The organism is Methanococcus aeolicus Nankai-3, from assembly GCF_000017185.1.
In the GTDB taxonomy this organism is placed as follows: Archaea; AGJL01; Methanococci; order Methanococcales; family Methanococcaceae; genus Methanofervidicoccus; species Methanofervidicoccus aeolicus.
The window spans coordinates 288,041-312,725 of record NC_009635.1 but is presented as its reverse complement, the minus strand read 5'-3'; the positions used below and the strand labels follow the sequence as shown (position 1 = coordinate 312,725).

Here is a 24,685-nt window from a genome sequence, read left to right as displayed (position 1 = left end):
TTTTAACAATTATTTATTTATGTTTATTTTATATTTTGAAACTTCATCATCATATCCTAAAATTAATGGATTGGTATTATTATTATATTTGCCATCACCATAATAATTGTAATTATGATAGTTAGTAAGAATACAACAATATATTTTTAATCTAAATTTTTCTTTGGCCCCTATATTTTTAATATATTTTTCCCCACATCCAATTAATATATTATTGTCATTGTAAAATTTAATTTGTATATTTGCTCCACCTATACTATTTTTAGCTGTATTCTCACCAATTAGTTCTACATATGCCTGTCCATTTTTTGACATTGATAATTTTTGACTAATTATTTTTATATCTGTTTGTTTTCCATTATCCAACTCCCTCAAATAACCTCCTACGGGATTGTATATATCAAAGATAGAATATATTTTGCATTTTGAAATTGTGTAATTATTATGTATCCAAGTATTGTAATGGGTTTTAAATTTAAACTCCTCATTTGGGGATACACAAGATAAATAAACCTCATTCTGCCCTATTAATATATTATTGCCATCATAATATTTTATTAAAATATATCCATTAAGTTTTTTATTGTTTGTATTTTTACCGACAACTTCAATAATTTGACTATTGTTGTATTTTAAAATATTATAGTTGGTTTGAATGGGAGCTCCGTCATAAGTTTGCATACTGCCATAACTTTTTATTGATAAATTAACTGTTGATATATTATTATTGTGAGGACTGTTTATTTTTATTTTAAATGTTTCGCCCGAATCAATATTAGCAATGTATTCTGTTGTGCTACCTATTAAATAACACCCCGAATCATAAAATTTAGCAGTTATACTTCCTTCGCATACTCTATCCCCTATGTTTTTACCAACTACTTCCACATAGATATTGTTATCTTCAAATATGACTTTTTGACTTACTATTGAGATTGAATTTTGCCCCTCTGCCATTTGTTCAAATGGAATTGCATTTCTGGAATCATTGGCGGAGCTCCATACCATATAAACAGATGATATTATTAATATTATCAATAATACATTTGTTAAAATTGATATTCCCAATAATATATTTTTACCATTCATTTGTAGTCAATCTTCGAACAATTTCCGTAATGCATAGTTAAAGAATATAAAATCTCTTATTATATTACCAACAACAGAGAAATATGCTCAATTTGGGACGGATAAGGAACAGTTATTGAAGATTAACTATAATTACCTTTCAAAAACAATAATAAAATAAATAATTAAAAAAATAAAATTATATAAATAATATATGTTATTAATGTCCAATCATTTCTTCTTTTTCTTCTTCCGTCAATATTTGAACAATTTCTTCGGGAGCTCCTATTTTAATTATTTTGCCTCCCCTCATTAATGCCACCCTATCACATACATTTAACACAAAATCCATATCATGAGATACTATAACATAAGTTTGCTCTAATTCTGCCCTTGATTTTTGAATCGATTCTGCAACTTGGTTTCTTGTAATTGGATCCATTGTTCCAGTTGGTTCGTCTAATAATACCATATGTGGCTCTTTTATAAGAACTTGGGCAAGTGCTACTCTGTGTTTTTCCCCAACACTGAGCTCATTTGGATATTTATCCAATAGTTTCTCTGCCTCCTCTTCTGTGAAACCTACTGAAACCAACACCTGATTAGCTTTCATCATTCCAAATTCTCCAGGGAGCTCCAAGCCAATGGATTCTGTAAGGTTGTATAATATTGTTCTATGTGGATATAATGTGTATTCTTGGAATAACATACCTATGTATCTTTTTGCCCTTCCCCTATGCATTGGACCAGGTTGTGTCATATCTACCCATTCATCCCCCACCCTAAATATATATTTTCCTTTCGATGGAGGAATTACACCTGCAATTATTTTTGATAAGGTAGTTTTTCCAGCACCACTGGTTCCAACCAATCCATATATTTCCATTTCTTTAATATCTAATGATACTCCACCAACGGCATTTACAATTCCCCTTTCAACCGAACAATATTTTTTCTCAACATTTTCCAATATTGCCATATCCTCTTTAATTTCAACCTTGTCAAATTTCTTTAATTCTGTAATGGTTTCTACAAATTTAGCAACTATTTCTTTACTATCTCCCTGTTCTTTTATCTCTCCTTTTTCTAACCATATGGCTTTATTTGCCAATTCTTCTATTACCTCGTGCCAGTGAGAAGTTATTACCATGCCTATTTTATTTTTAACTACGGTCTCTTTTAGTGCTTTATGAACAATTTTTGCGATTTTTGGGTCCAGTGTTCCAGTTGGTTCATCTGCCAAAAATATGATTGGTTTTTTAGCTATCTGTCGTGCAAGAACTACCCTCTGTTTTTCTCCCCCACTTAAATCTCTTGCAACATGAGTAATTCTATGCTCCATTTTAATCATTTTTATTAATTTTAGAGCTATATTTGTTGCCTCTTTTCCTTCATACCCTGCTGCTGATAGTGCCTGCAATATATTTTCAATAACAGATTGCTCACCATATAAAGCAAAAGTTCTTTGGAGCATTATGGCAATTTTTCTTTTTAAATTAAATGTTGTCTGATTTTTGTCCCAGAAATCAACAGAAATCAGCTCATAATTGCCTCCACAACTACATTTTTGATTTTCCATCGAAGGAACTTCTACTGAACCACATCCATCACATTGAGCTACGGTATAAATTATCTGCCCTTCTGTTGGTTCATACCCCTCCATACCCCTAAGCATATGTAGTAAAACCGATTTTCCAGCACCACTTCTTCCAAGAATTCCAAGAACCTCTCCTTCATCCAATGTAAAATTTATATTTTTCAATACCTCACTATCTCCAAATTTTTTACTAACATTTTTTACTTCAAGCAATACCATTATCATCACCAATATAAAATAATAAATAATAAATAATAATTAATTTGATTAATCCACTTTATTTACTTTTAGTCCGCATAATGGGAGCTCCATAATCGTATGTTTGTAGTCCCCTAATTTTTCAGCTATGGCATATTTTATGTTTTCAAGATTATTCTCACTAACAACAGTTCCAATTACAACTGAATTTTTGGCCATATCATTGATTATTTTTACAGCTTTTTCAGGTTCCTCGTCAATTAAAAATCCAGCCCACTCTTGAGGTGACATTCCTTTATATTCCATTAAAAAAAATCCAGAAATTTCCCCTTCTGAAAGGGCATTGATAGCTTTTCCAATATTTTCAATTTCTACAAATATATATAATAGCACTTTCATAATATCACCATATAACGATATGCTTAATATTGTATGGTCAATATATATAATACAATATTATTATTCTATTATTATTATATTAAGATATTTATTATTAGGATGCGTTCAAAAAGATATAACAGATTATATGGTTAATTATGAAATATTTGCAATAAAATTTCAATATCCATACATATTTACTCATATGTAACTAAACATTATAGTCAATCTTCGGTCTTTTTCACTAAATCGTGCTATAATTAAGCAAAATATCCTATTGCCTATTGAATTAAAGAAAAACGAAAAAATTTATTTGCAAAAGCTATGCTTTTGTATAAAATCTCGAAGAGATTTTATTTAATAATTTAGGGCGGATAAGGGACAGTCATTGAAGATTAACTATAAATATCGCTTATTTAACATAGAGCATTATGCAGGGTGTCCTACAATGACTATAATTTATGAACGCCGTTATTGACTATTTTATATCGTAATTTCTGACCTTCTGCTGCATGTCTATGTTTTTCTAATGTCATTTCTCTTATGGTGTTTGGTTTATCTATCCTAATTATTATTTTACTCCAATATTCTAAAATCTTACCCCCTGATGCTTTAAATCCTTTATTGGTATCAGTTATTTGGTTAGTAATTAAAACCGCAGAATTGTTCTTTTTTGATATTTTATTTAGTATTAATATCTGGTTTCCCATTATCCTATTTACTTTTGCATTTTGATTGATATCATCGGAGAGTTCTAGCCTATAAAGTGATGCAATACCATCTACAATAATTAGTCCCAAATTATCGATTAAGGCAAGTTGTTTAAGTATGGTTGATTGTTCCTCAAAGCTTTCAGGTTCATATATTATTAAATTATTTAATATATTATTAAATTCTTCATTATTATTTGAAATTTGTTTTATTCTTTCGGTCGATAATCCTCCCTCTGTATCAATATATGCAACTTTATATCCATGCCTTATAAAATTTATAGCAGAAATGATGCATAAATTGGTTTTTCCAACACCCGGAGGACCATATATTTGGGTGATAGTTTTTCTTTCAATATCTCCTTTTAAAATATCCTCTAACATATTTTAATTCACCAAATTTAAAATAACTATACAATTAAATAAAATAATAAATAAAGATAAATAATGAAATAATAACAATATCGATTAAATAATGAATGATATATAATATTTTCGAACAATTTAAAAAAAGATATGTTTTATTAGATTATGTTATATTTTGGGAGCTCCCCGCATATAGTTAATCTTCAATAACTGTTCTTTATAGTCCAAATCATTAAATCATTCTTTATTATTGGTAATAGTAGAATTTAGCTTTAAAATATCTCTAAATTTTTCTCTGAAAAATTTATACGACCTTAAAAATTCCTCCGGAATTTTGGGTCGTAAAAACTCCTTCGGAGTTTTGAGATCGTAAAAATCGCTTTGCGATTTTGAGATGGTTTAGCGAAAATGTCCGAAGATTGACTATAATACAACGCCCATAATTATGTCTAAAAAAATCATCATATATTAAAAAAATTAAAAATTTATAAAAAAAATTAAAAATTTATTGTTTTTTGAATTCTGTGTATCCACATTTTCCGCATGCAAATCTGTTTAGGTGCTCAGCCATGAATACGCCACCTTTACATCTTGGGCATTCTTTTTTTAATTTTTCTACTTTGTCTCCTTCAACTTTGTAGTAATTGTGTTTTTGTGTTCCTTTGTTTTTTGTAGCCATATTTTATTCACCGTCTTCTTCTGTTGTTTCAGCTTCTTCTATTTTATTTTTTTCTAAAACTGATTTTTTTTCAAATAAATTCATTGATTTTTCATCATCATATATTTTAACATATCCTAAGGATTCTGTGTTTCCATATTCTTGACAGATTGAATCCACTATTGTTAGGGATTTGTCAGCGTTTAACATTGCTGTTATTTTCATCTTTATTTCGTTAACTGATGGCGTAGTTCCATCATAATTTGCTATGAATTTAACTTCTCTTCTATGTAATAATGGGTTTGCCCTATCAGATGTTATTTTTATTTCCATTTAATCACCAATATAGTTTGTGTGTAATATCTGTTATTTATAATCTTGTAATTTTACTATCTTGAAATATATATTCTTTTATTATCTACACAATTATTTAAATTTTATCCATCATAGATAATATATTATTTATTTTATGTTTTAAATCCTGATTTATAGTTAATAACACCACTCCTTCATCAGGTTGTCCATATAATACAATTGTATCTTTTGGAAAATATCTAATTACCATCATAGTTAATAAATCTTCTTCTCCATCCTTTACAATTAATGCTGTATCCACCATATCTAATGAAGAAATATATTTTATAGTTTCTTCTGCTTCATCAGATATGCACCCTTGGGGGTTATTTACTTCAAAAACCGTTTTAAATTTATGGTTTATTTTTACAGGAATATTCCGTTTGGTTTTTAAATCAATGATGGACAGGTTTGGTATTATACTTTTTGATAGAAGGTTTTTTGTGGTAATATCACCAACTGCGATAATATTGACTTTTCTATTTATTGGGGGTAGTTCTTTATATACTTTTCCAAAGGGTTTTTTTAAAATCTCTTTTGTCGATTCATTTAGCATATACATTATTTACCTTATTATTCTTATATGTCTTTATTACCTTATTATTCTTATTATTTATTACTTTACACTTAATGAATATTTACCTTTGATATCAATTCTTGCTTTTTTAGCTATTTCAGATTCTTTTGGGTCCAATATAATTAAAAGCCCCCTCCAATTATCTGATGTTTCAAAGCCACAAATTGGGCATTTTTCATCATCTGTTAAATACTTGCATCTTATACAAGATTTTTTCATAATTCCACCTTAATTATAGCAATTATTGATTTATTATATCATTAATTATAAAATAAATAAATGAATGTATATATTCATTATGAGTAGTAGATTATTCTTCCGCAATAGCCTTTGTATTGTTGATATTAGCTCTTTTATTTTTCTCTTCTTCAATCCATTCTAATTTTCCTAGTCCTTGCTGTCTCATCGTTAAAGCTATTTTACTTCCTCTTCTTTTAGCTTCTCTTAAACTAATTGCCACGATTCTTGCCCTAACTTTATCGCCTTTTTCAATAACTTTTCCGCTTTCTTTTCCAATGATAGCACCCCTTTGCGGGTCATAAGATACGAAATCATCCATAATTTGGGATATGTGTATAAGTCCATCTAACGGGCCCAATCTTACGAAAAGACCGAATTCTACAACATCTACAATTTCTCCTTCTATAATTTCATATAGTTCTGGTTCATAACATAATAAATCAAAGATTGCAGGGTGGTATGCCGCTCCGTCTCCATAAACTACCTTGCCCCCCCCAATTTCTCCGATATCGCCTATGGACATTATAAAACCAAAGTCTTTATCCATTAATCCTTCGTATTTCTCCATTAATATTTTATGTATGCTATCTTTTAAGGGAGCTCCGAACATTTTGGGTGGAACTCTAATGGTGTCAGATATGGTTATTAATTTATACAAGTAATCACCTCTAATTAAATTAATATTAATTAAATAATTAAAACATAGTATATATAAAGAACATTAGAAATACAAAGTATATTTTTTATATCTATTGTATTTAATATTACATTAGATTAAATATACCATAAAAAAGAAGTAGTATATAACTTCATATAATAAATGTTGTTAAAATAGTATGTTAATATAATTATTATATTTTATATTTACGCTATTAACTAATTACTACATATTATTTCTTTTATCATATATATAATTTTATATTATTTATATAATTTTATATTATTTATATAATTTTATATTTAACATTATTAAATAAATTTTTTAAACGCATTATGTACATATAATATTGATATGAATATAATGGAGCTCCACGGTGAATAAAATGAATATTAAAAATACAAAATCAAAGATTTTGAATAAAAATACTGAAAATCATAATGAAAACTATGAAAAAAGCTATAAAGAATTTATATTATATATAATTAAAAAACTAATGGAAAATAGCAAAGATATAAACAATTTACCTCCAAAAAAGAAAAAACAAAAGATAGAAGATATAAAAGCTCGAGGTTTAAGGAAATATAAATTAAATATAGGATTTCCTCCAAATTCAGAAATAATAAAATATGCCACGGAGGAGGAGAAAAAAATAATAGTCCCAATATTGAGAAAAAAACCTATTAGAACACTTTCGGGTGTGGCTGTTGTGGCAATTATGACCTCCCCTCATGAGTGCCCACATGGAAAATGTTTTTTCTGTCCAGGGGGAACAGACAGCAATTTTGGAGAAGTACCCCAAAGCTACACAGGAAAAGAACCAGCCACAATGCGAGGAATTATGTATGATTTTGACCCATATATTCAAACAAAGGAAAGAATAGAACAGCTTGAAAAAGTTGGACATCCAACCGATAAAGTAGAAATAATTATAATGGGGGGGACATTTCCATCTAGGCCACCAGAATATCAGGACAACTTTGTTAAAGGCTGTTTAGATGCTTTAAATGGAACAATATCCGATACACTTGAAGAAGCACAGAAGATAAACGAAACTGCAAAACATAGATGCGTGGCACTTACTGTGGAGACTAGACCTGACTACTGCACAGAAAAAGAAATAAACCAAATGCTAAAATTGGGAGCTACAAAAGTAGAAATTGGAGTTCAAACCATATACAACGACATATTAAATCATATAAAAAGAGGACATGGTGTAGAAGATACTATAAAAGCAACCCAATTATTAAGAGATAGTGGTTTAAAAATATCTTACCATATTATGCCGGGGCTTCCAATGTCTTCAAAAGAATTGGATAAAAAATTATTCTACGAAATATTTAACAATCCGAACTTTAAACCAGATTTAATAAAAATATACCCCTGTCTTGTAATAAAAGGAACTGAATTATATGACATATATGAAAGAGGAGAATTTAAACCAATAAATGATAATGATGCAATAGAATTAATTACCTACGCAAAATCAATAATGCCAAAATGGGTTAGAACCTCACGAATACAGCGAGATATACCTGCAACGGTAATTGAGGAAGGAGTTCGGAAAAGTAATTTGGGGGAGCTCATATATAAAAATTTAGAGGCTCAAAATATAAAATGTAAATGTATAAGATGTAGGGAAGTTGGACATATAATATATAAAAAAGGAATAATACCAAAATTAGAAGATATAAAACTTTGTAGGGAAGACTATGAAGCAAATGGTGGAACAGAGATATTTTTATCGTATGAAGACACCAAAAATGATATATTAATAGGCTACCTTAGATTAAGAATTCCATATAAACCATTTAGACCAGAGATAGATAACAACACGGCATTAATAAGACAGCTCCATATATGCGGACAGGGGCAAAAATTAACCGAAACAGAGGACAAAGAAACAACATGGCAACATAAAGGATATGGAAAATTATTATTAAAAGAGGCTGAAAAAATAGCAAAAGAAGAATTTAATAAAAATAAAATATTAATAAATAGCGGTATTGGAGTTAGAGAATATTATAAAAAGATAGGTTATGAAAGAATTGGGGCATATATGGGAAAAAATTTATAAATTGCAACGCCATATTAAAATAATATTAAAATAATATTAGGGAGCTCCCAAACTACACTACGCAATAGATTAATTTTTATATCTTAAAATTAATATAAAAATGATTATATTTATAACTACAAAATAAAAAAAGAACGGTGAAATTATGAAATTTTTCTTAGATACTGCAAATGTGGATAAAATAAAAGAATTTAACGATTTAGGAATGGTCGATGGAGTTACAACAAACCCAACGCTAATAGCAAAAGAAGGAAGGGATTTTCATGAAGTAATTAAAGAAATATGCTCTATCGTAGATGGTCCAGTTAGTGCAGAAGTAATAGCATTAGATGCCGAAGGAATGATTGAGGAAGCAAGAGAATTGGTAAAATTGGCAGATAATGTGGTTGTAAAAATACCAATGACAAAAGAAGGTTTAAAAGCCGTAAATGTTTTATCAAAGGAAGGAATCCAAACAAATGTAACACTTATATTCTCAGCAAATCAAGCACTAATGGCAGCAAAAGCGGGGGCAACCTATGTATCCCCATTCGTTGGAAGGTTAGATGACAATGGACAAAATGGAATGGATTTAATTGCTGAAATTGTTCAAATATTCACAAACTACGGAATAGCAACAGAGGTAATAGTTGCATCTGTGAGACATCCAATACATGTTATTCAATCCGCAGAAATGGGAGCAGATGTTGCTACAATTCCATTTGCAGTATTGGATAAAATGTTCAACCACCCATTAACAGATAAAGGAATAGAAAGTTTTATGAAAGATTGGGAAGAATTCCAAAAAAATAAATAAAAAAATAAAATATATGTTTTATAACCATATAGCTACATATACATATCAATATCTATAATATATTATTAATTATTTTTATTCTTAATTATTTTTTATTTTTATTTGAATCCAATAAATAGTCCATTAAATCAAAAGCATCGTCCATTTTTTCAAGCTCCTTAAAACTCAAAGTTTTTATATTTCCCATATCATTTGAGCTATTTTCCAATATCATTAATGAATAACTATTTAATATATTTGAAATTTGATTAACAATCATGGCCTTTTTTCTTATTTCTGCATTGTCATTTTCTTCTATATTTGTTAATAATAATGGATTATATCTGGGTTCTTCTTCATACTTCTGTTTCACTTTGTATTTTTCAGCAACTACATCAAATGGTGCTTTTTCAGTTTCTGTTAAATTAAATCCTAATTCATTTAATATATTCATAACCAATGATTTAAATTCATTTTCTTCATTGGTTTTATTTATTTTGGCATCATTTTTGTTTTTGGTATCCTCTGTATTTTTTGGATTTTCTTTTAAATTACTGGCGCTTAATTCCATACAATTAATTAATGGACTATCCAAATATTCTTCTATTTTTATTGCAACTTCAACAGATGGATTTGCCATATTTTGTTCATATTTGTATATGGTTTTTCTTGAAACATTTGCAAAATCCGCTAATTCTCCAACGGATATATTTAACTCCTCCCTTATCCTTCTTAATTCTGTTCCATCAATATTCACAAAAAATCCTCCTCTTCCAGCATATACCATTGGAGGAGCTCCCTTCAAATATTGTTCAAATGTATTATATGTGATTGATTTTATACTATGTCTTTCATAAACTACGCCTTCTTCCATGGGATAATTTCTTGTTCTAGAACCAATTAAAAGGGGAGTGGCATTTAATAAATTAGATATTTTTAAGAGAGCCGATGACTGTTTAACACTTAGACTATCTATATTTTTCAATATTTTTATTAAGAATTTTGAGTTCTTTTTTTTAGCAATTATGTCGAAACATGACCTACTAAATGGCTGTGAAACTATATACTCATTATTAATTAATAATTCGCTACATTCTGACATCATGATTTCTCTCATAACATACCACCAATCTCTTTAAATGGATTTAAATAATAATAAATAATAATAGGAATAATAAGAATAAAACTTTAAATTCTTATGGATATTATATGGTATTATTATATATTAATATGTTGATTTTATCTAATACAAACCTACTTATTATATAATATTAATGGAAAATATATATAAATATATTGGTTATAATGTTAAAATCGTGTGTTTGAAAGTAAGTTTTAACTACCTGTTAGAATTATAAAATAAATATAAATATAAATATAAATATAAAGATATTATGATAACAATAAGAGGAAAATCTAAAAGGGAGCTCCTTGAAAAAATTGATAATACTGATTTCGGAGAGGAAGAAGAATTATATATTAATAAAGAACTAACAAAAGATTTAGCAATTAATATTTTGGAGAGCTCAGATATAGAAAATATATATCTTCCAAAGTCTATGTATGGTAGAACCAGTAAAAAACTAATAAAAGCACTGGAAGAAATAGAAATTACAATTAAACCAAAAAATACACAGACAGGAAGACCTACGGACAAAAAAGAAATAATATTAAATCTTAAAAAAGAAAATAAAACACCAAAAGAAATAGCAAAAATAACAGGAATAAATTTAAAAACTGTTGAATACCACTACTATAAAAAAGTGAGATAATGACAATAACAGAAGTAGAAACAACAATAACAGCAAAAAAAGTGCTTTGCTGCAAAGTTCCCACAAATAAAGGAGAACGAATTAGAAAGATATTGTTGGACAACAACGAACTTAATAAAAATTATAAATTAAAAAAAGAAGATAATTATTTATTTATTCCAATAATTTCCACAGACGAAACTGAAATTGATAAATCTATTATGGAAAATTTAAAAAAAATATACAATAATATAGAATTTATTGAAATTAATATGTTGGGAAATCCAAAAACTAATAAACTCAATTTTAGGGAATATTTACTTAAAAACTTTAAGAAAGAAATAGAAAATGGGGCCGTAGTATTATCTTATGATATTATTGGAGATATTGTAATTATACAGATATCTGATAATATTGACGAAAACATTGCAAAAAAAATAGGGGCTAAGGCCTTAGAGTTAATACCATCTGTAAAATCCGTATATCGAAGAAAAAGCGAAATATTGGGAGAATTTCGAGTTAGAGAATTGGAGCTCCTTGCAGGAGAATATAAAACTTTAACGATGTATAAAGAAAATGGATATAGATTGTGGGTAGATGTGGAAAAAGTTTATTTCTCTCCGAGATTAGGCTGGGAAAGGAAGAGAATAATGGAAAAAGTAAAACCAGAGGATATTGTTGTGGATATGTTTTGCGGAGTTGGTCCTTTCTCAATAGCTTGTAAAAATGCAAAAAAGATATATGCCATAGATATAAATCCAGACGCCGTGGAGCTCCTTAAAAAGAATATCAAATTAAATAAACTCCAACATAAAATAATACCCATAAATAATGATATAAGAAAAACAGAAGTTAAAGGTAATAGAATAATAATGAATCTTCCTAAATTTGCCCATTTATTTGTAGATACGGCACTGAAAATGGTTGAAAAAAATGGCATAATTCATTATTATACTGTTGGAACAGATTATAATGAAGCCATAAATTTATTTAAATCAAAATGTAATTGTGAAATAGTTGAAAAAAGAATTGTAAAATCATATTCTCCAAGAGAGCATATTTTTGTGTTGGATATAAAAATATATTAAATAAATAAGCATTATTATATATTATTTTTCTAATTCGGACAAATCTAAGTCATCCAAATTAGTATTTTTTTCTATTTCCTTTTTTACATCTTTTATTCTTTTCATAAATGCTAGTTCTGCTTCTTTATCTTCCAGCATCCCAATATATAACTCTGAATCACAAGGTATGCCCATAATATTGGCACTCACCAATGCGATTTGCCCAATTACTATCGAAGAGTATTTTTCATCTTTAAATGCATCTGTAAGTTCCATCATCTGAAGCAACCTTTTTATTACTTCATCTTGGTCATCGTTTGAATTTATAAGCCCTTCCGCCAATTCACAAAGTACCCCAGCTTTAACTGATTCGTCTTTAATCTTCGATATTTTATCAATTACAAAATCGAAATCAATTTCATCCATCGTTTCGCCCCCTTCCCAAAATATGTTATATATTTATATTGAATCTTTAATTAATATATAATATAATATAATATAATATAACATCCATATTTTTAGATTTCTACTACGTCCACAATTTCAAGTGGGATGTCTTTTAAAGTTCTACCTAATGATGATTTTGCAATCCTAACAGCATGTTCTGATGATTCGGCATTGAATATTTTCATAGACAACAATATTCCTACAATCGCTGTTCTTGCAACCACCAAAACACAATCAATAGGTTCTCCACATTTTGGACATATGGTTAACCCAACATCTATATCCACATATTCCATTCCTTTTTTATTCAATATTTTTCCTATATGCGATATCGCCACACCAAGGGCATCTTCAACATCTTCAATATTCTTCACAATATAAGGCGCTTGTAATGTTACATGATAATTTGTCATTTAATCTCACCAATTTAATTTATAATATGTTCAAAAAATTTATTCACAATGACCAACAATATTGACATATTTTCCGAAGGAAAATTCAAAATCTTTGATTTTGTAGACATATTATGGCCATTTATTCTATAATATGTTCCTGAACAATTCTATTATAATATTTTTTAAGTTTGTTATTTTTATTTATTATTAATTAGGTCTCGCTATTTAGCCAGTGTAAATCTAATGTCATCATCTCCTACATCAAAAATTCCTAATCTCGCTCCTGCATCAATCCAACCATAAGCATAATTTAGAGATGCGAACCCATTAATATAATCTCCTTTTTCTATAAATGTGTTTGCATCATTAAAATAGCATTCTATCATATTTAGATAATCTTCTGCAACATCATACAACAAGCTTCTTTTTGGAGGCATTGCTTTTTTTATTATTGATATTGCTTCTTCTGTCCGATATAAATAATTGTTTATTTTATCCTTTGTTATTATATTTTGCAAATCCATAAAATCAACTATAATTGTTAAAGTCATAATAATATATTAACATATACTATAAAATTAAAAAAATAAAAAAAATCACAAGGATTTTCTATATCCTTCGCTTTGCTCAGGATAAAAAAAGAAATTTTATTTATTATTTTTTATTTAATATATTTACAATCCACTTCTATTTTTACTATCTCTTATAATGTCAAGAATAATTCTCTGTTCTGTTCTTGCCACAGTCTGCCTAATTGTATCTATGGCATCAATATTTGAGGATATGCTTGTAATCCCCCATTCTACGAGTTTTTCCACAATTGCAGGTCTGCTTCCAGCTTGACCACAAATTGATGTTTTTACTCCTTTCTTTTTACAGGTTTTTATCACATGCTCTATTAATTTCAATACAGCAGGGTGATTTTCCCTATAATATTTAGCAACATATTCGTTATTTCTATCGATAGCAATTGTATATTGGGTCAAATCATTTGTTCCCAAACTCACAAAGTCGATATCAGTTTCTACTATATCTTCGATAATTAGAGCTGCCGCAGGAGTTTCGACCATAACTCCAAATTCTACATCTTTTCCAAGTCTTAAACCTACGGTATCCGCAAGCTTCCTAACTTTTTTAATTTCATCTACACTTGATACCAGAGGAATCATGACCATTATATTTTTATATCCTTCATTAAGCAATTTTTTAACTGCCAATAATTCACATCTTAATATTTCAGGCTGGTCTAATCCTCTTCTAATTCCTCTCCATCCAAGCATTGGGTTGTGCTCTTCTGGCTCGTCCTCTCCACCTTCTAATCCTCTAAATTCATCTGTTGGGGCATCGAGGGTTCTGTAAGTAATGGTTCTTGGATAGAATGCATCTGCCACAACTCTAATTCCATCGGCAAATACATTTATTAGACCTTCTTCTCCTTTATCTTTCAATACTTTCAATGGATGAACTCCTGTTCCTAATATCATATGTTCTGCTCTTAAAAGCCCTACTCCATCCGCATTAGTTGCGGCTGCTCTTTCAGCAACTTCTGGCATAGAGACATTTACCTTTATTTCTGTTGCTGTGATAAGGGGAGCTCCCTGATAAACCACTCTGGCTTGAACTGCTTCTTCTTTTTTAGCCAATTCTCCTTCATAAACCACTCCTTTTTCACCATCTATGGTGATAATGGTGCCTTCTTTTAAAACATCCGTGGCCTTTTTAGTTCCGACTACACAAGGTGTTCCCAATTCTCGAGATATGATTGCAGCGTGACATGTCAATCCTCCATCATTGGTAACAATAGCACTTGCTTTTTTCATTGCGGGGACCATGTCGGGAGTTGTCATTTTTGTAACTAATATGTCGCCTTCTTTAATTTTATCAATTTCTTCAATTTTATTTAATATTTTTACAGTTCCTGATGCTGTTCCAGGTGATGCTCCAATTCCTTTTAAAATTATATTTCCACCAGCATCTTCTGAACTTGGAGGTTTTGCTCCCCCTCCTGTTTTTGCTGGTTTTTCATCTAGCGTAGTAATTGGCCTTGCTTGAAGCATATATACGCCCTCATTTTCCAATGCCCACTCTATGTCCATTGGTCTATTGTAATGTTTTTCAATTACTAATCCTTTATCTACTAATTTCAATAATTCTTCATCTGACAATACTCTTTTATCTTTTAATTCATCAGGTGTTGGAATTTCTCTTGTTATTCCATTTTCGTCCTTTTCAAACATTGTTTCTTTTGTAGCAATATATACATCCAATATTTTTTTATCCTTGCTAACAATATATGTATCTGGACTAACTGTTCCACTAACAACACCTTCTCCCAATCCCCAAGCTCCTTCGATTACAATTTCATCGTAGTTGTGGTTTATGGGATTTACAGTAAACATAACACCTGCTTTATCGGCATTTACCATTTTTTGAACTACTGCAGCTAACGCAACCTCAAAGTGGTCAAATCCTTTCTGTTCCCTATAAAATACAGCTCTTGGAGTAAATAATGATGCAAAACATCTTTGAACGGCATCTACTACATCATCAGCTCCTTTCATATTTAAATATGTATCTTGTTGCCCTGCAAAACTTGCATCAGGTAAATCCTCAGCTGTGGCGGAGCTCCTAACTGCTACAAATGTTTCATCAGTACCAGTCATTTGCCCTAATTTACTATAGCTTTCTACAATGGCAATTTTTAAATCAGTTGGCATTTCAGCAGATTCTATTAATTTTCTCACTTCTGCTGATTTTTTAGTTAATTCGTCATTGTTATTAACATCAAGCCCTTCTAAAACTTCCATTATTTTATTATTTAATTTCGTTTCATTTATAAAATATCTATATGCTTCTGCGGTTACTACAAATGCTGGGGGAACAGGCAACCCCGCATTCCACATTTCACCAAGCGAAGCTCCTTTTCCTCCTGCAATATTCACATCTTCATTTGAAAGGTCATCTAACCATGCGATTAATGTCATATTTTTTCTCCTCTCTTGATATGGGAACTATATACTATGTAGCTCATAGTTTTTAATATTATCTTATAATTATATGTGCACCTATATTATATAGCTCATAGTTTTTAAATATTTCTTTTATTCATATTATATGAACTAAATAATACAAAATAGAAACATTTATATATTAGTATAACGACAGGATTATTTAGGCATATACCTGCAATACACAACAGCGTTAATAATAAATATGCCATGTTATGTATGGTAAATCGCATACAATAATACAATAATTATAATTGAGGTGATGAATTGAAAAAATTCATTGGCATATTATTCGGAGTATTACTTATAACATCATTTGTAGGATTTAGTGGTTGTATAGGGGGAGATAGCAATAATACAACTACAACAACTACAACCACAACAACCAACGAATTATCGGGCACTTTAAAAATTGAAGGTTCAACAACTGTATTGCCCATTGCTAAGGAAGCAGCAAAACAGTTCATGATAAAAAATCCAAAAGTAAAAGTTGAAGTATCTGGCGGAGGTTCAGGAGTTGGAGTTAAAGCCGCAGGGCAGGGATTGGCAGATATTGGAATGGCTTCAAGGGAGATAAAATCAGCAGAAAAAGAAACATATCCTGAATTAATCACTCACCCAGTTGGATTAGATGGTGTAGCAATTGTAGTCAATCCAGCAAACCCAGTAAAATCAATTACAAAAGAACAAATCAAAAAAATATATGCAGGAGAAATCACCAACTGGAAAGAACTTGGTGGAAATGATGCTCAAATCAATGTATATACAAGAGATGAAGAAAGTGGAACAAGAGAAGTGTTCTTTGAAAAAGCTCTTGACAAATCAAAAATATTTGAAAGAGCAACTGTTGTAACCTCAAATGGAAATATGAAATCCGCAGTTAAAGGAGATGAAAATGCAATAGGGTATCTTTCAATAGGATATATTGACAATAATGTAAAAGGACTTGAATTTGAAGGAGCATTACCTACGGAAGAAAATGTTAAAAATGGTAAATACAAAGTTTCAAGAAACTTAAATATGATTACAAATGGAGAACCAAAAGGACTTGCTAAGGAATACTTAGATTTCGTATTAAGTCCAGAAGGTCAGGAAATTGTTAAGAAAGAAGGATATATGCCTATAAAGTAAATAAAATATAATATTATAAATACTATTAATCATTAAAAATAACAGGGCATATTTTTATTATTTTTTTATCCCATTATTTTAATTTGTTTATAAATTATATTTTTATATTTGATATTATTAGGTATATGATATTATCACCAATAAATGGCGTAATAATATATGAAATAGTTATAGGAATAATTAATGGTATCATTGGAGTGACATATATAATTTCGTCGTCAGAATACTTGGAAAAATCATCATCTTCTGACGAAGGAAATAAATTAATTTTATCATTATCACGACCCATTATAAGTCTATTTTTCTTTTTTGCTTCGCTAACTTTCATTTTTTCTCCAAATGATAACACCATAATTTCTTTAAAATTTTTTGGCGTATTTCCTTTCAATAAATTTTGTATTAATATAATTATGGGCAAAAATATCATAAAAAACATACCATTTATAAAAACCATTATTGGAAATGCGGGGATGTATCCTATGGTAAGTATATTTCCCAATGTTGAATAAATTGGCATATCATAATTTGGAGTAAGTGTCCCCATGCCAATTAATACTTTTCCATCTCCTCCCCCTACCCCAAATAAAAACATCAAATAGCCAAGTACAAAACATATTATGAATCCAAAAATTGAATTTATAATAAAGAAATAGTTTCCGGTTGCCATAGATAAATATATATTATAAATTAATCCAAAAATCACCATCGATATCCAAATATAATCTTCGATTTCCCTACTTTTAATATCTTGTATAGACGCTACCAATAATCCGATTAATCCAAAAATATAAGTTACCATAGTGATCTTCCTCCCCACAATATATAACATAAAGGGCAAATATTTTTTTAAGCTATTGAAATAGTGGTTCCCAATACTATATCCAGCACATATCCTGTTACACATGCTACAATAGATACTACCCATACCATTATAACAAAATGCACCAAAACGACTTGTGGATGACCTCCATCCATCATTTTTATTAAATATGCCGAAAACATAGAATAAAGTATTAAACTTGCATACATTAGATATGCTACAATATTCATGTCCTCGGATGGCACAACATGTATAAGATTCATAACCTGTCCCATATTAAGTCCTGCATATAATTTATTTATCATATTGGTTACTCCATGAACTGTGAATAATGTTAAAGCCATGCCCCCAGCCAATCCATACATGGTACCAGAGAATTGCTTAACACTTTGATATTTTGATTTCCTTAAATGTATTATTTTACGAAAATTATTTCCGATTATATCTGATGCTAATCCAGGATTACCTCCCAAATATGTACATCTTTCAAACATTTCCGAAAATAATTGTATTAAATAACTACTTGTTTCAACTCCAAACAATTTCCATGTTTTATTACTATCGATGTTTAATACCATTCTTTTGTAAAGATGCTTTATATTTTTAGTTAATGGACCAAAATCATGATATGAAAGATATTCCAAAGAGTCTTTCATCCCCCCTCCTTTTGCAGATACTGAATCGCCCAAGGACCTTAAAAAATCTGGAAAATTATATTCTCTTCTTATGGTCAAATCTTCTTCTCTTTTTGCCTTGAACCCACCAATTAATAGGGGAGTAATACCAATAGCAAACACCATTTGATATGGAATTAACACCAATTTTGGAATTTCTGCAATATATTTTCCCCAGATTAGGGCAGACATAGTAATTACCGACAATATGATAGAAATTATTAAATATTTTCTAATGCTCAGATCGATTTGTGTGGGCCTATCGGCTTGATGCCATAATTTATCTCTTGGCATTTGATTTATTATTATCTGTACTAACAGGATTTCCAATACAACAAAAGCAATAAGTGACATAATTACCATAGATATAAAATCATACGGAGCTATATATGGGGTGATAATTGCAAAAGTTATAAGAAATGAAAGTGCCGTGATTGCACTAACATATATTTCTTTGAATATGTCCAACATATACAAGGATCGCCTATAAAATTCTATATAATCATTTAGAACAATATCCTGTTCTTTAATCAAAAATGATTTAAGGTCCTCACCACTATCTACTGAATACGACATTCTATCTAAAAAATCTGAAAATTCATCACTTGGAGTCCTGCGCGATAAAAATCTACAAGATTCAGCAAGTGATTGATTCCATCTATTCAACAATACATATATTTTGTTTGATTCATCTGCCAACTGTCCCAATTCATCTTTTTCTAATGCAAGCAAATGTATAAGTTCCTTTCTATCTAAATCTGTTATTGAAAGTACTCCAAATTTAGATATAAATACATGAAGTTTTTCATTTATTTTAGTTTTCTGATCATGTAATTTTATAAATGGATAACCCAAAGCACCGCCCATAATAACGATTGGAATTGTTAATGTAGTTAATAAAGTGTAGCCCGAAAAATAATTTAAACCTATGGCAAGTATAATAATTGATATTATTGTCGAAGGAAAAACATATTTTAATAAATAATCTCTGGGCCTTAATCCTATTCGCGGCAAAATATTTAACACCATATAATTACCCCAATTATTTTAGATCGGGAATGGAAGGCCGTCCAAACCTTCTTTATAGAAATCCCATATTATTTTTACTACTTCATCATATCCAAAAATATTTCTAGATACCATTTCTTCCAATATTCTTGTCCTTAAATCCAGTTCTTCGTATATCTCCCGGGGGTCATCATAACCTGCAACCGTTGCAATTTTATCTTCGAGAATATAGCTGTTATTTAATCCTGTAAAATTATGCCTATCAAGCTGTGGGTCCCATTCAAAAACTCCCCTAGTTACAATTCCCTCTGCGTATTTTGAATATCCTTCAAGTTCCTCAATACTTACAACTCTCCTTAAAAATTTTCCTTTATTATATACTGCCAATTGGAAAAGTGTTACATTTAAATTATCCATAAATGTTAATGGGATATTAATTGGATTCCCATTTAATCGCTGAATCATTTTCCTAACACTTGCAGCATGAAATGTTGACAGAACGGGGTGTCCTGTTTGCATTGCCTGGAATGCTACGGCACCTTCAATACTCCTTATCTCCCCTACAATAATATAATTAGGCCTAGACCGTAAAGCGGCCCTCAATAAATCAAATAATGTAACCCTACTTTCTTCGGGTCCTCTTTCCCTTGTAAGTAGCTGCTGCCATACTGGCTGCGGAGGTTTAACCTCTGAAGTATCCTCACAAGAAAATATCTTTGATTTGGGTTTAATAAATGGCAATATTGCATTTAATGTTGTGGTTTTACCTGATGCAGTCTCACCACATATAAATACACTCATACCGTATTCCATGCATAACCACAAATATGCTGCAATTCTTGCCGACATGGTTCCCCAATTTATAATTTGAGTTATACTTATAGGAATATCCGTAAATTTTCGAATAGTAAATGAGGGCCCCTTTAATGAAATATCACTAGAATATAATAGATTTAACCTTGAACCATCAGGAAGAGAACCATCAATAATGGGGGTTGCATCAGAAACAGGCCTTCCGATTCGCTCACATAAATTTTTTAGATAACTAAAAAGTTCTAAATCATCGTTCCAATATATATTTGTAGGCAGTAAATCAAATAATTTATGGATAAGCTGACAATTATGTGAACCAATTATATGTATATCTTCAATATACGGATCTCGTTTAATGGGTTCAAGAACACCTATTCCCACCAAATCTCTTTTTAATAAATAATCATATTTATAAAATTCATCCTGTGTAATTTTTATCTTTCCACCAATTAGATGGTTAAAAAGGCTTTTTTTGTTATTTTTACTATTAACTATTTTAGTTGATCTTTTAAACAATTTTTCAATTATTTTTTCAAATTCTTCATCATCCTCGGGGGCCTCTTCATAAGGAGCATATTCTAAAATCTTATCCATTATTGATTTATATGCCCTTATTTCATCAGGCATTAACCGTGGTTCTATGACATTATATGTCGTACTAATTTTGGGAGCTCCGTATATATGAATAAATAATGGGTCTCCTATGGGGTAAATTATATTGGGGTATATTTCTTCCTTTAACTCTCCTGACAATGTCGCATTAAATACAGGGATATTCTTATATTTTTTTTTAAATTTATCTACATATTCTTTTAAATGTGGATTATTGTTCATCATTATATTAAATTCATCTTCCATCTCGCCACCCATACATCTAGTATTAAGGTAAGTTTTGTGTATAAATTATGCTATGGAGGATATTTCCACTGCAATACCTATTTTCGGATCCACTCGGTATATTATGCTTTTTTGAAATGGTCCTAGGGCTAAATTGTATTTTTCAATTTTAATCATATTTTTAATATTATTCCCAAATGAATAAATTTCAGTTTTAAATATTACTGTTGCTGCAGTCCGCAGTAATAGCAACATGGATTCAGAAAGTTCTTTTGGATTAATGGTATAAATTATAATCTTATTCATACCCACAATTCTTTTAAAAAAAGCCACTAAATCATGCGTAGTTATATCACTTACATCATTTAATATAAGTGAAGATAATGTATCAAATATAATTATATCTTTTTCATAGAATAGTTTAGTACTCATAATTTTATCTATGAAGTTTTCTCTTCGAATATTGTGCGATAGTAATGGATATACGGGAATATATAAAATATCACCATATAAAAGTTTTTTGTTCATGTCATAATTCAAAGACCTAGTTTGTTTCAAATACTCCGTGGTTGTTAACTGTGTTGAGATATATACGACAGAGTGGTTATTTTGTAGAAATCCATAAGTAAGTCTTTGAGAGATGATTGATTTCCCTGTGGATTCTTCCCCCTCAATAAGAATTATGCTCCCCCAAGGTATGCCTCCGCCCAATCTCTTGTGAACATCATCCCTATCAATTTTAATTTCTGCAATTTTCATAAAACCACCAAATATACTCATTGGATATGCATTTTCAATGTTCGGGCTCCACCGTATTCAGAAACTACTTTTAACCTATGATATCCAGTAGTATTGTATTCAACATCGATTCTACCAATTTTCGACGGATCTAACATTTCATTTGAGGCACTACTTATTGCAGTCATATAATTTATTGTTTTAATATCTCCATCAATAAGAACGGTTGTAACCCCAGAATTAAATACAAATGGTGTTTTCCCCGTGTTTTTTATATATATTGAAATAATGCCGGTGCTTTCATTTCTGGGAATATTTTCTGGATCATTGATAATTTCAAAAATATTGGATAATTTAGACGAGATTACCTCTCCCTTAGTAGCCATACCTAATGATATTTGGTGAGTATTGGCCACAAGAATTCCCGAAACTGAGGCGGCAATTATTAAAACAACAACAAACATAATAATTTCCGAGAATGTATTAGATGCCATTAAATCACCTACCGAACAGGCGAAGTTATCTTAAAATATATTAATTATATGGGTATTTATATTTTTAAGTTAAAATAACTCTAAGAATAAATAAGTAAATATAAATATAAATATTTACCATGAATATTTATTAATTTAAATAATAATAATATTTATTTCCATATTCTGACACAATACATATCCTGGCAGGGGCCGTCCCTATTATTGTAATGGTCACATTATTTAATGGAGTTAGGTATGTTATATTTGAATCGATGCTAATTCCTTTTGGAGTACCATTGTATAATGCTGTCCATTTATATGGTTCATTAGTTAATGAGCCATTATTTAACACATTAATATATATATTACCATCAACACCCACGACCGAAGTTATTATTAATTTTTCATCTGATTTATCGCTCAAATGTTCGATATATTCAGAATATGCACTATTTATTTCAGTCAGGCTTGAGTCCACATTATCATACAGATATAATGAACATGCCAATAATGTCGATATCAATACCAAAAATCCAGCAATTGAACTAAATCCCATATGATTGTTCAACCCCCTCTTTTATTTTTCTTATTTCCCACTCTATTGTATCGAGTGTTTCACCAGATGTTTTTTTACCATTTATTCTTTCAATAAATAGTAATGAAACCAGATGATCAGTTATTGTAAGTTTGCATGAATTATCTTTCAAATCGTAGTTATCTTTTTTAATTCCTTTTAAATATGTTAATAATTGCAATACTACTTCATCAGATATCCAACCTAAATTATAATATATTTTTACAGCATTTGACACATTTGAGGTGCTAACCCTCTCGGATAAATAGTCTAACCATTTTAATGTATATATTATAGATATCGGGTCTTCCGGAATATCTCTCAACTTGGTTACTTGTCGTGTTTCAAACAATAATGAAGATAATGCTACTGGGGTATTCATAATTATGCACCTCCATAATACTCATTGATGTTTATATATTTTGTAATTCATTAACCCATTGTTTAATCTTACTTACTTCCCTATCTATATGCTCTAATTCATCAGCAGATATTGTCCGACCAGCTAATTTTTCAACATAAAGTATTGAAACGATATGATCTTCAGGTACCATTTTATTAACAACTTCGTCAATTTTATTATTTTCTTCAGTTAAGTATTCCATAGTTTTAGATATTTTTATCAATCGAGCTACAACATCTTCTGATATCCATTTGAGATCATGATAATAGTCTAACATATTCATTAAATTATTTATGCCGACCCGACCTGCTAAAAATTCAATCCATTTAAATGCCAAAACAGTGGACAGCGGATCCTCAGATAGACTCTCAAGTTTATATGTACCTTGCACCTTATTTTTACTACGGACTATTGATAAATCTTTTTCGTTACCCAATACCATATTTTTGTCAGACGATTCATCTACCCTGTCTGCATCGTCTGAATTTATTGCAATGTGTTCAGAATCGGATAATATCGCATCTTGAACATCGATTTCTCCATCTTTGCCCTGTCCTTTTTCATTTAATTCTTCTTCAAGTTCGCTAGAAATCTTGGTCGCGGAGGATATTGTAGCAAGTTTAAGTAATGCATCCAATTTACTAGATAATTCATTAAGTTTATTATTTAGTTCTTTTATTTTTTTGTCTTCTGGTTTTTTACCCATATATATATTAAAAACCCGATCCACAATCCTGTCCAATTGATCTTTATTTAATTTTTTATCTCTTAGATTTTTTCTTAGCAATTCTACCATAAATGTTGGAATTTTAGTATTTAATCCATCTAAATATTCTTCCACTTCATCTTCGGTTAAATAATCCTCCATATTCGGAGGCATAGTGTTC

The 24,685-nt window shown here is 29.8% G+C and carries 27 protein-coding genes; 5 read left to right on the top strand and 22 right to left on the bottom strand.

Annotation, left to right across the window (positions count from 1 at the left end; genetic code table 11):
• Positions 1-9 precede the first annotated feature (9 nt).
• The 9 genes from MAEO_RS01440 to MAEO_RS01400 form a co-directional block, all read right to left on the bottom strand.
• Positions 10-1,089 carry a hypothetical protein gene (locus MAEO_RS01440; protein ID WP_011973009.1) on the bottom strand — a complete coding sequence of 360 codons (1,080 nt, stop codon included), beginning with the start codon at positions 1,087-1,089 and terminating at the stop codon, positions 10-12.
• Between the two features lie 199 nt (positions 1,090-1,288).
• The gene (atwA, locus tag MAEO_RS01435) at positions 1,289-2,884 is read right to left on the bottom strand and encodes a methyl coenzyme M reductase system, component A2 (protein ID WP_011973008.1); all 1,596 of its coding nucleotides are present in this window, start codon (positions 2,882-2,884) and stop codon (positions 1,289-1,291) included.
• A gap of 48 nt (positions 2,885-2,932) precedes the next feature.
• Complete coding sequence (locus tag MAEO_RS01430) at positions 2,933-3,262, bottom strand: MJ1244 family protein (RefSeq protein ID WP_011973007.1); 330 nt, start codon at positions 3,260-3,262, stop codon at positions 2,933-2,935.
• 431 nt (positions 3,263-3,693) lie between these two features.
• A complete protein-coding gene (radB, locus tag MAEO_RS01425; RefSeq protein ID WP_011973006.1) occupies positions 3,694-4,335 on the bottom strand; it encodes a DNA repair and recombination protein RadB in 642 nt (213 codons plus the stop codon).
• 487 nt (positions 4,336-4,822) lie between these two features.
• Positions 4,823-4,996, bottom strand: a complete 174-nt coding sequence (locus tag MAEO_RS01420) for a 30S ribosomal protein S27ae (protein WP_011973005.1) — start codon at positions 4,994-4,996, stop codon at positions 4,823-4,825.
• Between the two features lie 3 nt (positions 4,997-4,999).
• Positions 5,000-5,308: a 30S ribosomal protein S24e gene (locus tag MAEO_RS01415; protein WP_011973004.1), complete on the bottom strand. Its 309-nt coding sequence runs from the start codon at positions 5,306-5,308 to the stop codon at positions 5,000-5,002.
• 97 nt (positions 5,309-5,405) lie between these two features.
• On the bottom strand, positions 5,406-5,891 hold the full coding sequence (locus MAEO_RS01410) for a GTP-dependent dephospho-CoA kinase family protein (protein WP_011973003.1): 486 nt from the start codon (positions 5,889-5,891) through the stop codon (positions 5,406-5,408).
• Between the two features lie 54 nt (positions 5,892-5,945).
• Positions 5,946-6,125: a transcription elongation factor subunit Spt4 gene (spt4, locus tag MAEO_RS01405; protein WP_011973002.1), complete on the bottom strand. Its 180-nt coding sequence runs from the start codon at positions 6,123-6,125 to the stop codon at positions 5,946-5,948.
• 91 nt (positions 6,126-6,216) lie between these two features.
• On the bottom strand, positions 6,217-6,804 hold the full coding sequence (locus tag MAEO_RS01400; protein ID WP_011973001.1) for a DNA-directed RNA polymerase: 588 nt from the start codon (positions 6,802-6,804) through the stop codon (positions 6,217-6,219).
• A 385-nt stretch (positions 6,805-7,189) separates the two neighbouring features.
• On the opposite strand from MAEO_RS01400, the gene MAEO_RS01395 reads away from it, so the two are divergent.
• A complete protein-coding gene (locus MAEO_RS01395; protein WP_011973000.1) occupies positions 7,190-8,881 on the top strand; it encodes a tRNA uridine(34) 5-carboxymethylaminomethyl modification radical SAM/GNAT enzyme Elp3 in 1,692 nt (563 codons plus the stop codon).
• Positions 8,882-9,026: 145 nt separating this feature from the next.
• Positions 9,027-9,677, top strand: a complete 651-nt coding sequence (fsa, locus tag MAEO_RS01390; protein WP_011972999.1) for a fructose-6-phosphate aldolase — start codon at positions 9,027-9,029, stop codon at positions 9,675-9,677.
• An 85-nt stretch (positions 9,678-9,762) separates the two neighbouring features.
• Here fsa and MAEO_RS01385 read toward each other — a convergent pair whose 3' ends face one another.
• On the bottom strand, positions 9,763-10,773 hold the full coding sequence (locus MAEO_RS01385; protein ID WP_011972998.1) for a transcriptional regulator: 1,011 nt from the start codon (positions 10,771-10,773) through the stop codon (positions 9,763-9,765).
• Between the two features lie 277 nt (positions 10,774-11,050).
• Here MAEO_RS01385 and MAEO_RS01380 point away from each other — a divergent pair, with 277 nt between their 5' ends.
• Positions 11,051-11,428: a hypothetical protein gene (locus MAEO_RS01380; protein WP_011972997.1), complete on the top strand. Its 378-nt coding sequence runs from the start codon at positions 11,051-11,053 to the stop codon at positions 11,426-11,428.
• Positions 11,428-12,495: a tRNA (guanine(37)-N1)-methyltransferase Trm5b gene (trm5b, locus tag MAEO_RS01375; protein ID WP_011972996.1), complete on the top strand. Its 1,068-nt coding sequence runs from the start codon at positions 11,428-11,430 to the stop codon at positions 12,493-12,495. The genes MAEO_RS01380 and trm5b overlap by 1 nt, the downstream gene beginning before the upstream one ends.
• 21 nt (positions 12,496-12,516) lie before the next feature.
• Here trm5b and MAEO_RS01370 read toward each other — a convergent pair whose 3' ends face one another.
• The 4 genes from MAEO_RS01370 to ppsA form a co-directional block, all read right to left on the bottom strand.
• Positions 12,517-12,900 (bottom strand): hypothetical protein, encoded by a 384-nt coding sequence (locus MAEO_RS01370; protein ID WP_011972995.1) that lies wholly within the window; start codon positions 12,898-12,900, stop codon positions 12,517-12,519.
• A gap of 92 nt (positions 12,901-12,992) precedes the next feature.
• A complete protein-coding gene (locus MAEO_RS01365) occupies positions 12,993-13,334 on the bottom strand; it encodes a DUF555 domain-containing protein (protein ID WP_011972994.1) in 342 nt (113 codons plus the stop codon).
• A 203-nt stretch (positions 13,335-13,537) separates the two neighbouring features.
• Complete coding sequence (locus MAEO_RS01360) at positions 13,538-13,840, bottom strand: DUF357 domain-containing protein (RefSeq protein WP_048062349.1); 303 nt, start codon at positions 13,838-13,840, stop codon at positions 13,538-13,540.
• Positions 13,841-13,990: 150 nt separating this feature from the next.
• Positions 13,991-16,300: a phosphoenolpyruvate synthase gene (ppsA, locus tag MAEO_RS01355; protein WP_011972992.1), complete on the bottom strand. Its 2,310-nt coding sequence runs from the start codon at positions 16,298-16,300 to the stop codon at positions 13,991-13,993.
• A gap of 291 nt (positions 16,301-16,591) precedes the next feature.
• Between ppsA and MAEO_RS01350 the strand changes: the two genes are divergently transcribed.
• The gene (locus MAEO_RS01350) at positions 16,592-17,455 is read left to right on the top strand and encodes a phosphate ABC transporter substrate-binding protein (RefSeq protein ID WP_011972991.1); all 864 of its coding nucleotides are present in this window, start codon (positions 16,592-16,594) and stop codon (positions 17,453-17,455) included.
• 94 nt (positions 17,456-17,549) lie between these two features.
• Here MAEO_RS01350 and flaK read toward each other — a convergent pair whose 3' ends face one another.
• The 8 genes from flaK to MAEO_RS01310 all read right to left on the bottom strand — a co-directional run bounded on the left by flaK (position 17,550) and on the right by MAEO_RS01310 (position 24,678).
• On the bottom strand, positions 17,550-18,254 hold the full coding sequence (flaK, locus tag MAEO_RS01345; RefSeq protein ID WP_011972990.1) for a preflagellin peptidase FlaK: 705 nt from the start codon (positions 18,252-18,254) through the stop codon (positions 17,550-17,552).
• Positions 18,255-18,301: 47 nt separating this feature from the next.
• Positions 18,302-19,978, bottom strand: a complete 1,677-nt coding sequence (gene flaJ, locus MAEO_RS01340; protein WP_011972989.1) for an archaellar assembly protein FlaJ — start codon at positions 19,976-19,978, stop codon at positions 18,302-18,304.
• 18 nt (positions 19,979-19,996) lie between these two features.
• The gene (locus MAEO_RS01335) at positions 19,997-21,628 is read right to left on the bottom strand and encodes a type II/IV secretion system ATPase subunit (RefSeq protein WP_011972988.1); all 1,632 of its coding nucleotides are present in this window, start codon (positions 21,626-21,628) and stop codon (positions 19,997-19,999) included.
• Positions 21,629-21,673: 45 nt separating this feature from the next.
• A complete protein-coding gene (locus MAEO_RS01330; RefSeq protein ID WP_011972987.1) occupies positions 21,674-22,366 on the bottom strand; it encodes an ATPase domain-containing protein in 693 nt (230 codons plus the stop codon).
• A gap of 17 nt (positions 22,367-22,383) precedes the next feature.
• A complete protein-coding gene (locus MAEO_RS01325) occupies positions 22,384-22,839 on the bottom strand; it encodes a flagellar protein G (protein ID WP_011972986.1) in 456 nt (151 codons plus the stop codon).
• Positions 22,840-22,969: 130 nt separating this feature from the next.
• Positions 22,970-23,389 (bottom strand): flagellar protein F, encoded by a 420-nt coding sequence (locus MAEO_RS01320; RefSeq protein ID WP_232202531.1) that lies wholly within the window; start codon positions 23,387-23,389, stop codon positions 22,970-22,972.
• Complete coding sequence (locus MAEO_RS01315; protein WP_011972984.1) at positions 23,367-23,777, bottom strand: FlaD/FlaE family flagellar protein; 411 nt, start codon at positions 23,775-23,777, stop codon at positions 23,367-23,369. Before MAEO_RS01315 ends, MAEO_RS01320 begins: the two co-directional genes overlap by 23 nt.
• 31 nt (positions 23,778-23,808) lie before the next feature.
• Positions 23,809-24,678, bottom strand: a complete 870-nt coding sequence (locus tag MAEO_RS01310) for a FlaD/FlaE family flagellar protein (protein ID WP_232202530.1) — start codon at positions 24,676-24,678, stop codon at positions 23,809-23,811.
• Positions 24,679-24,685 lie beyond the last annotated feature (7 nt).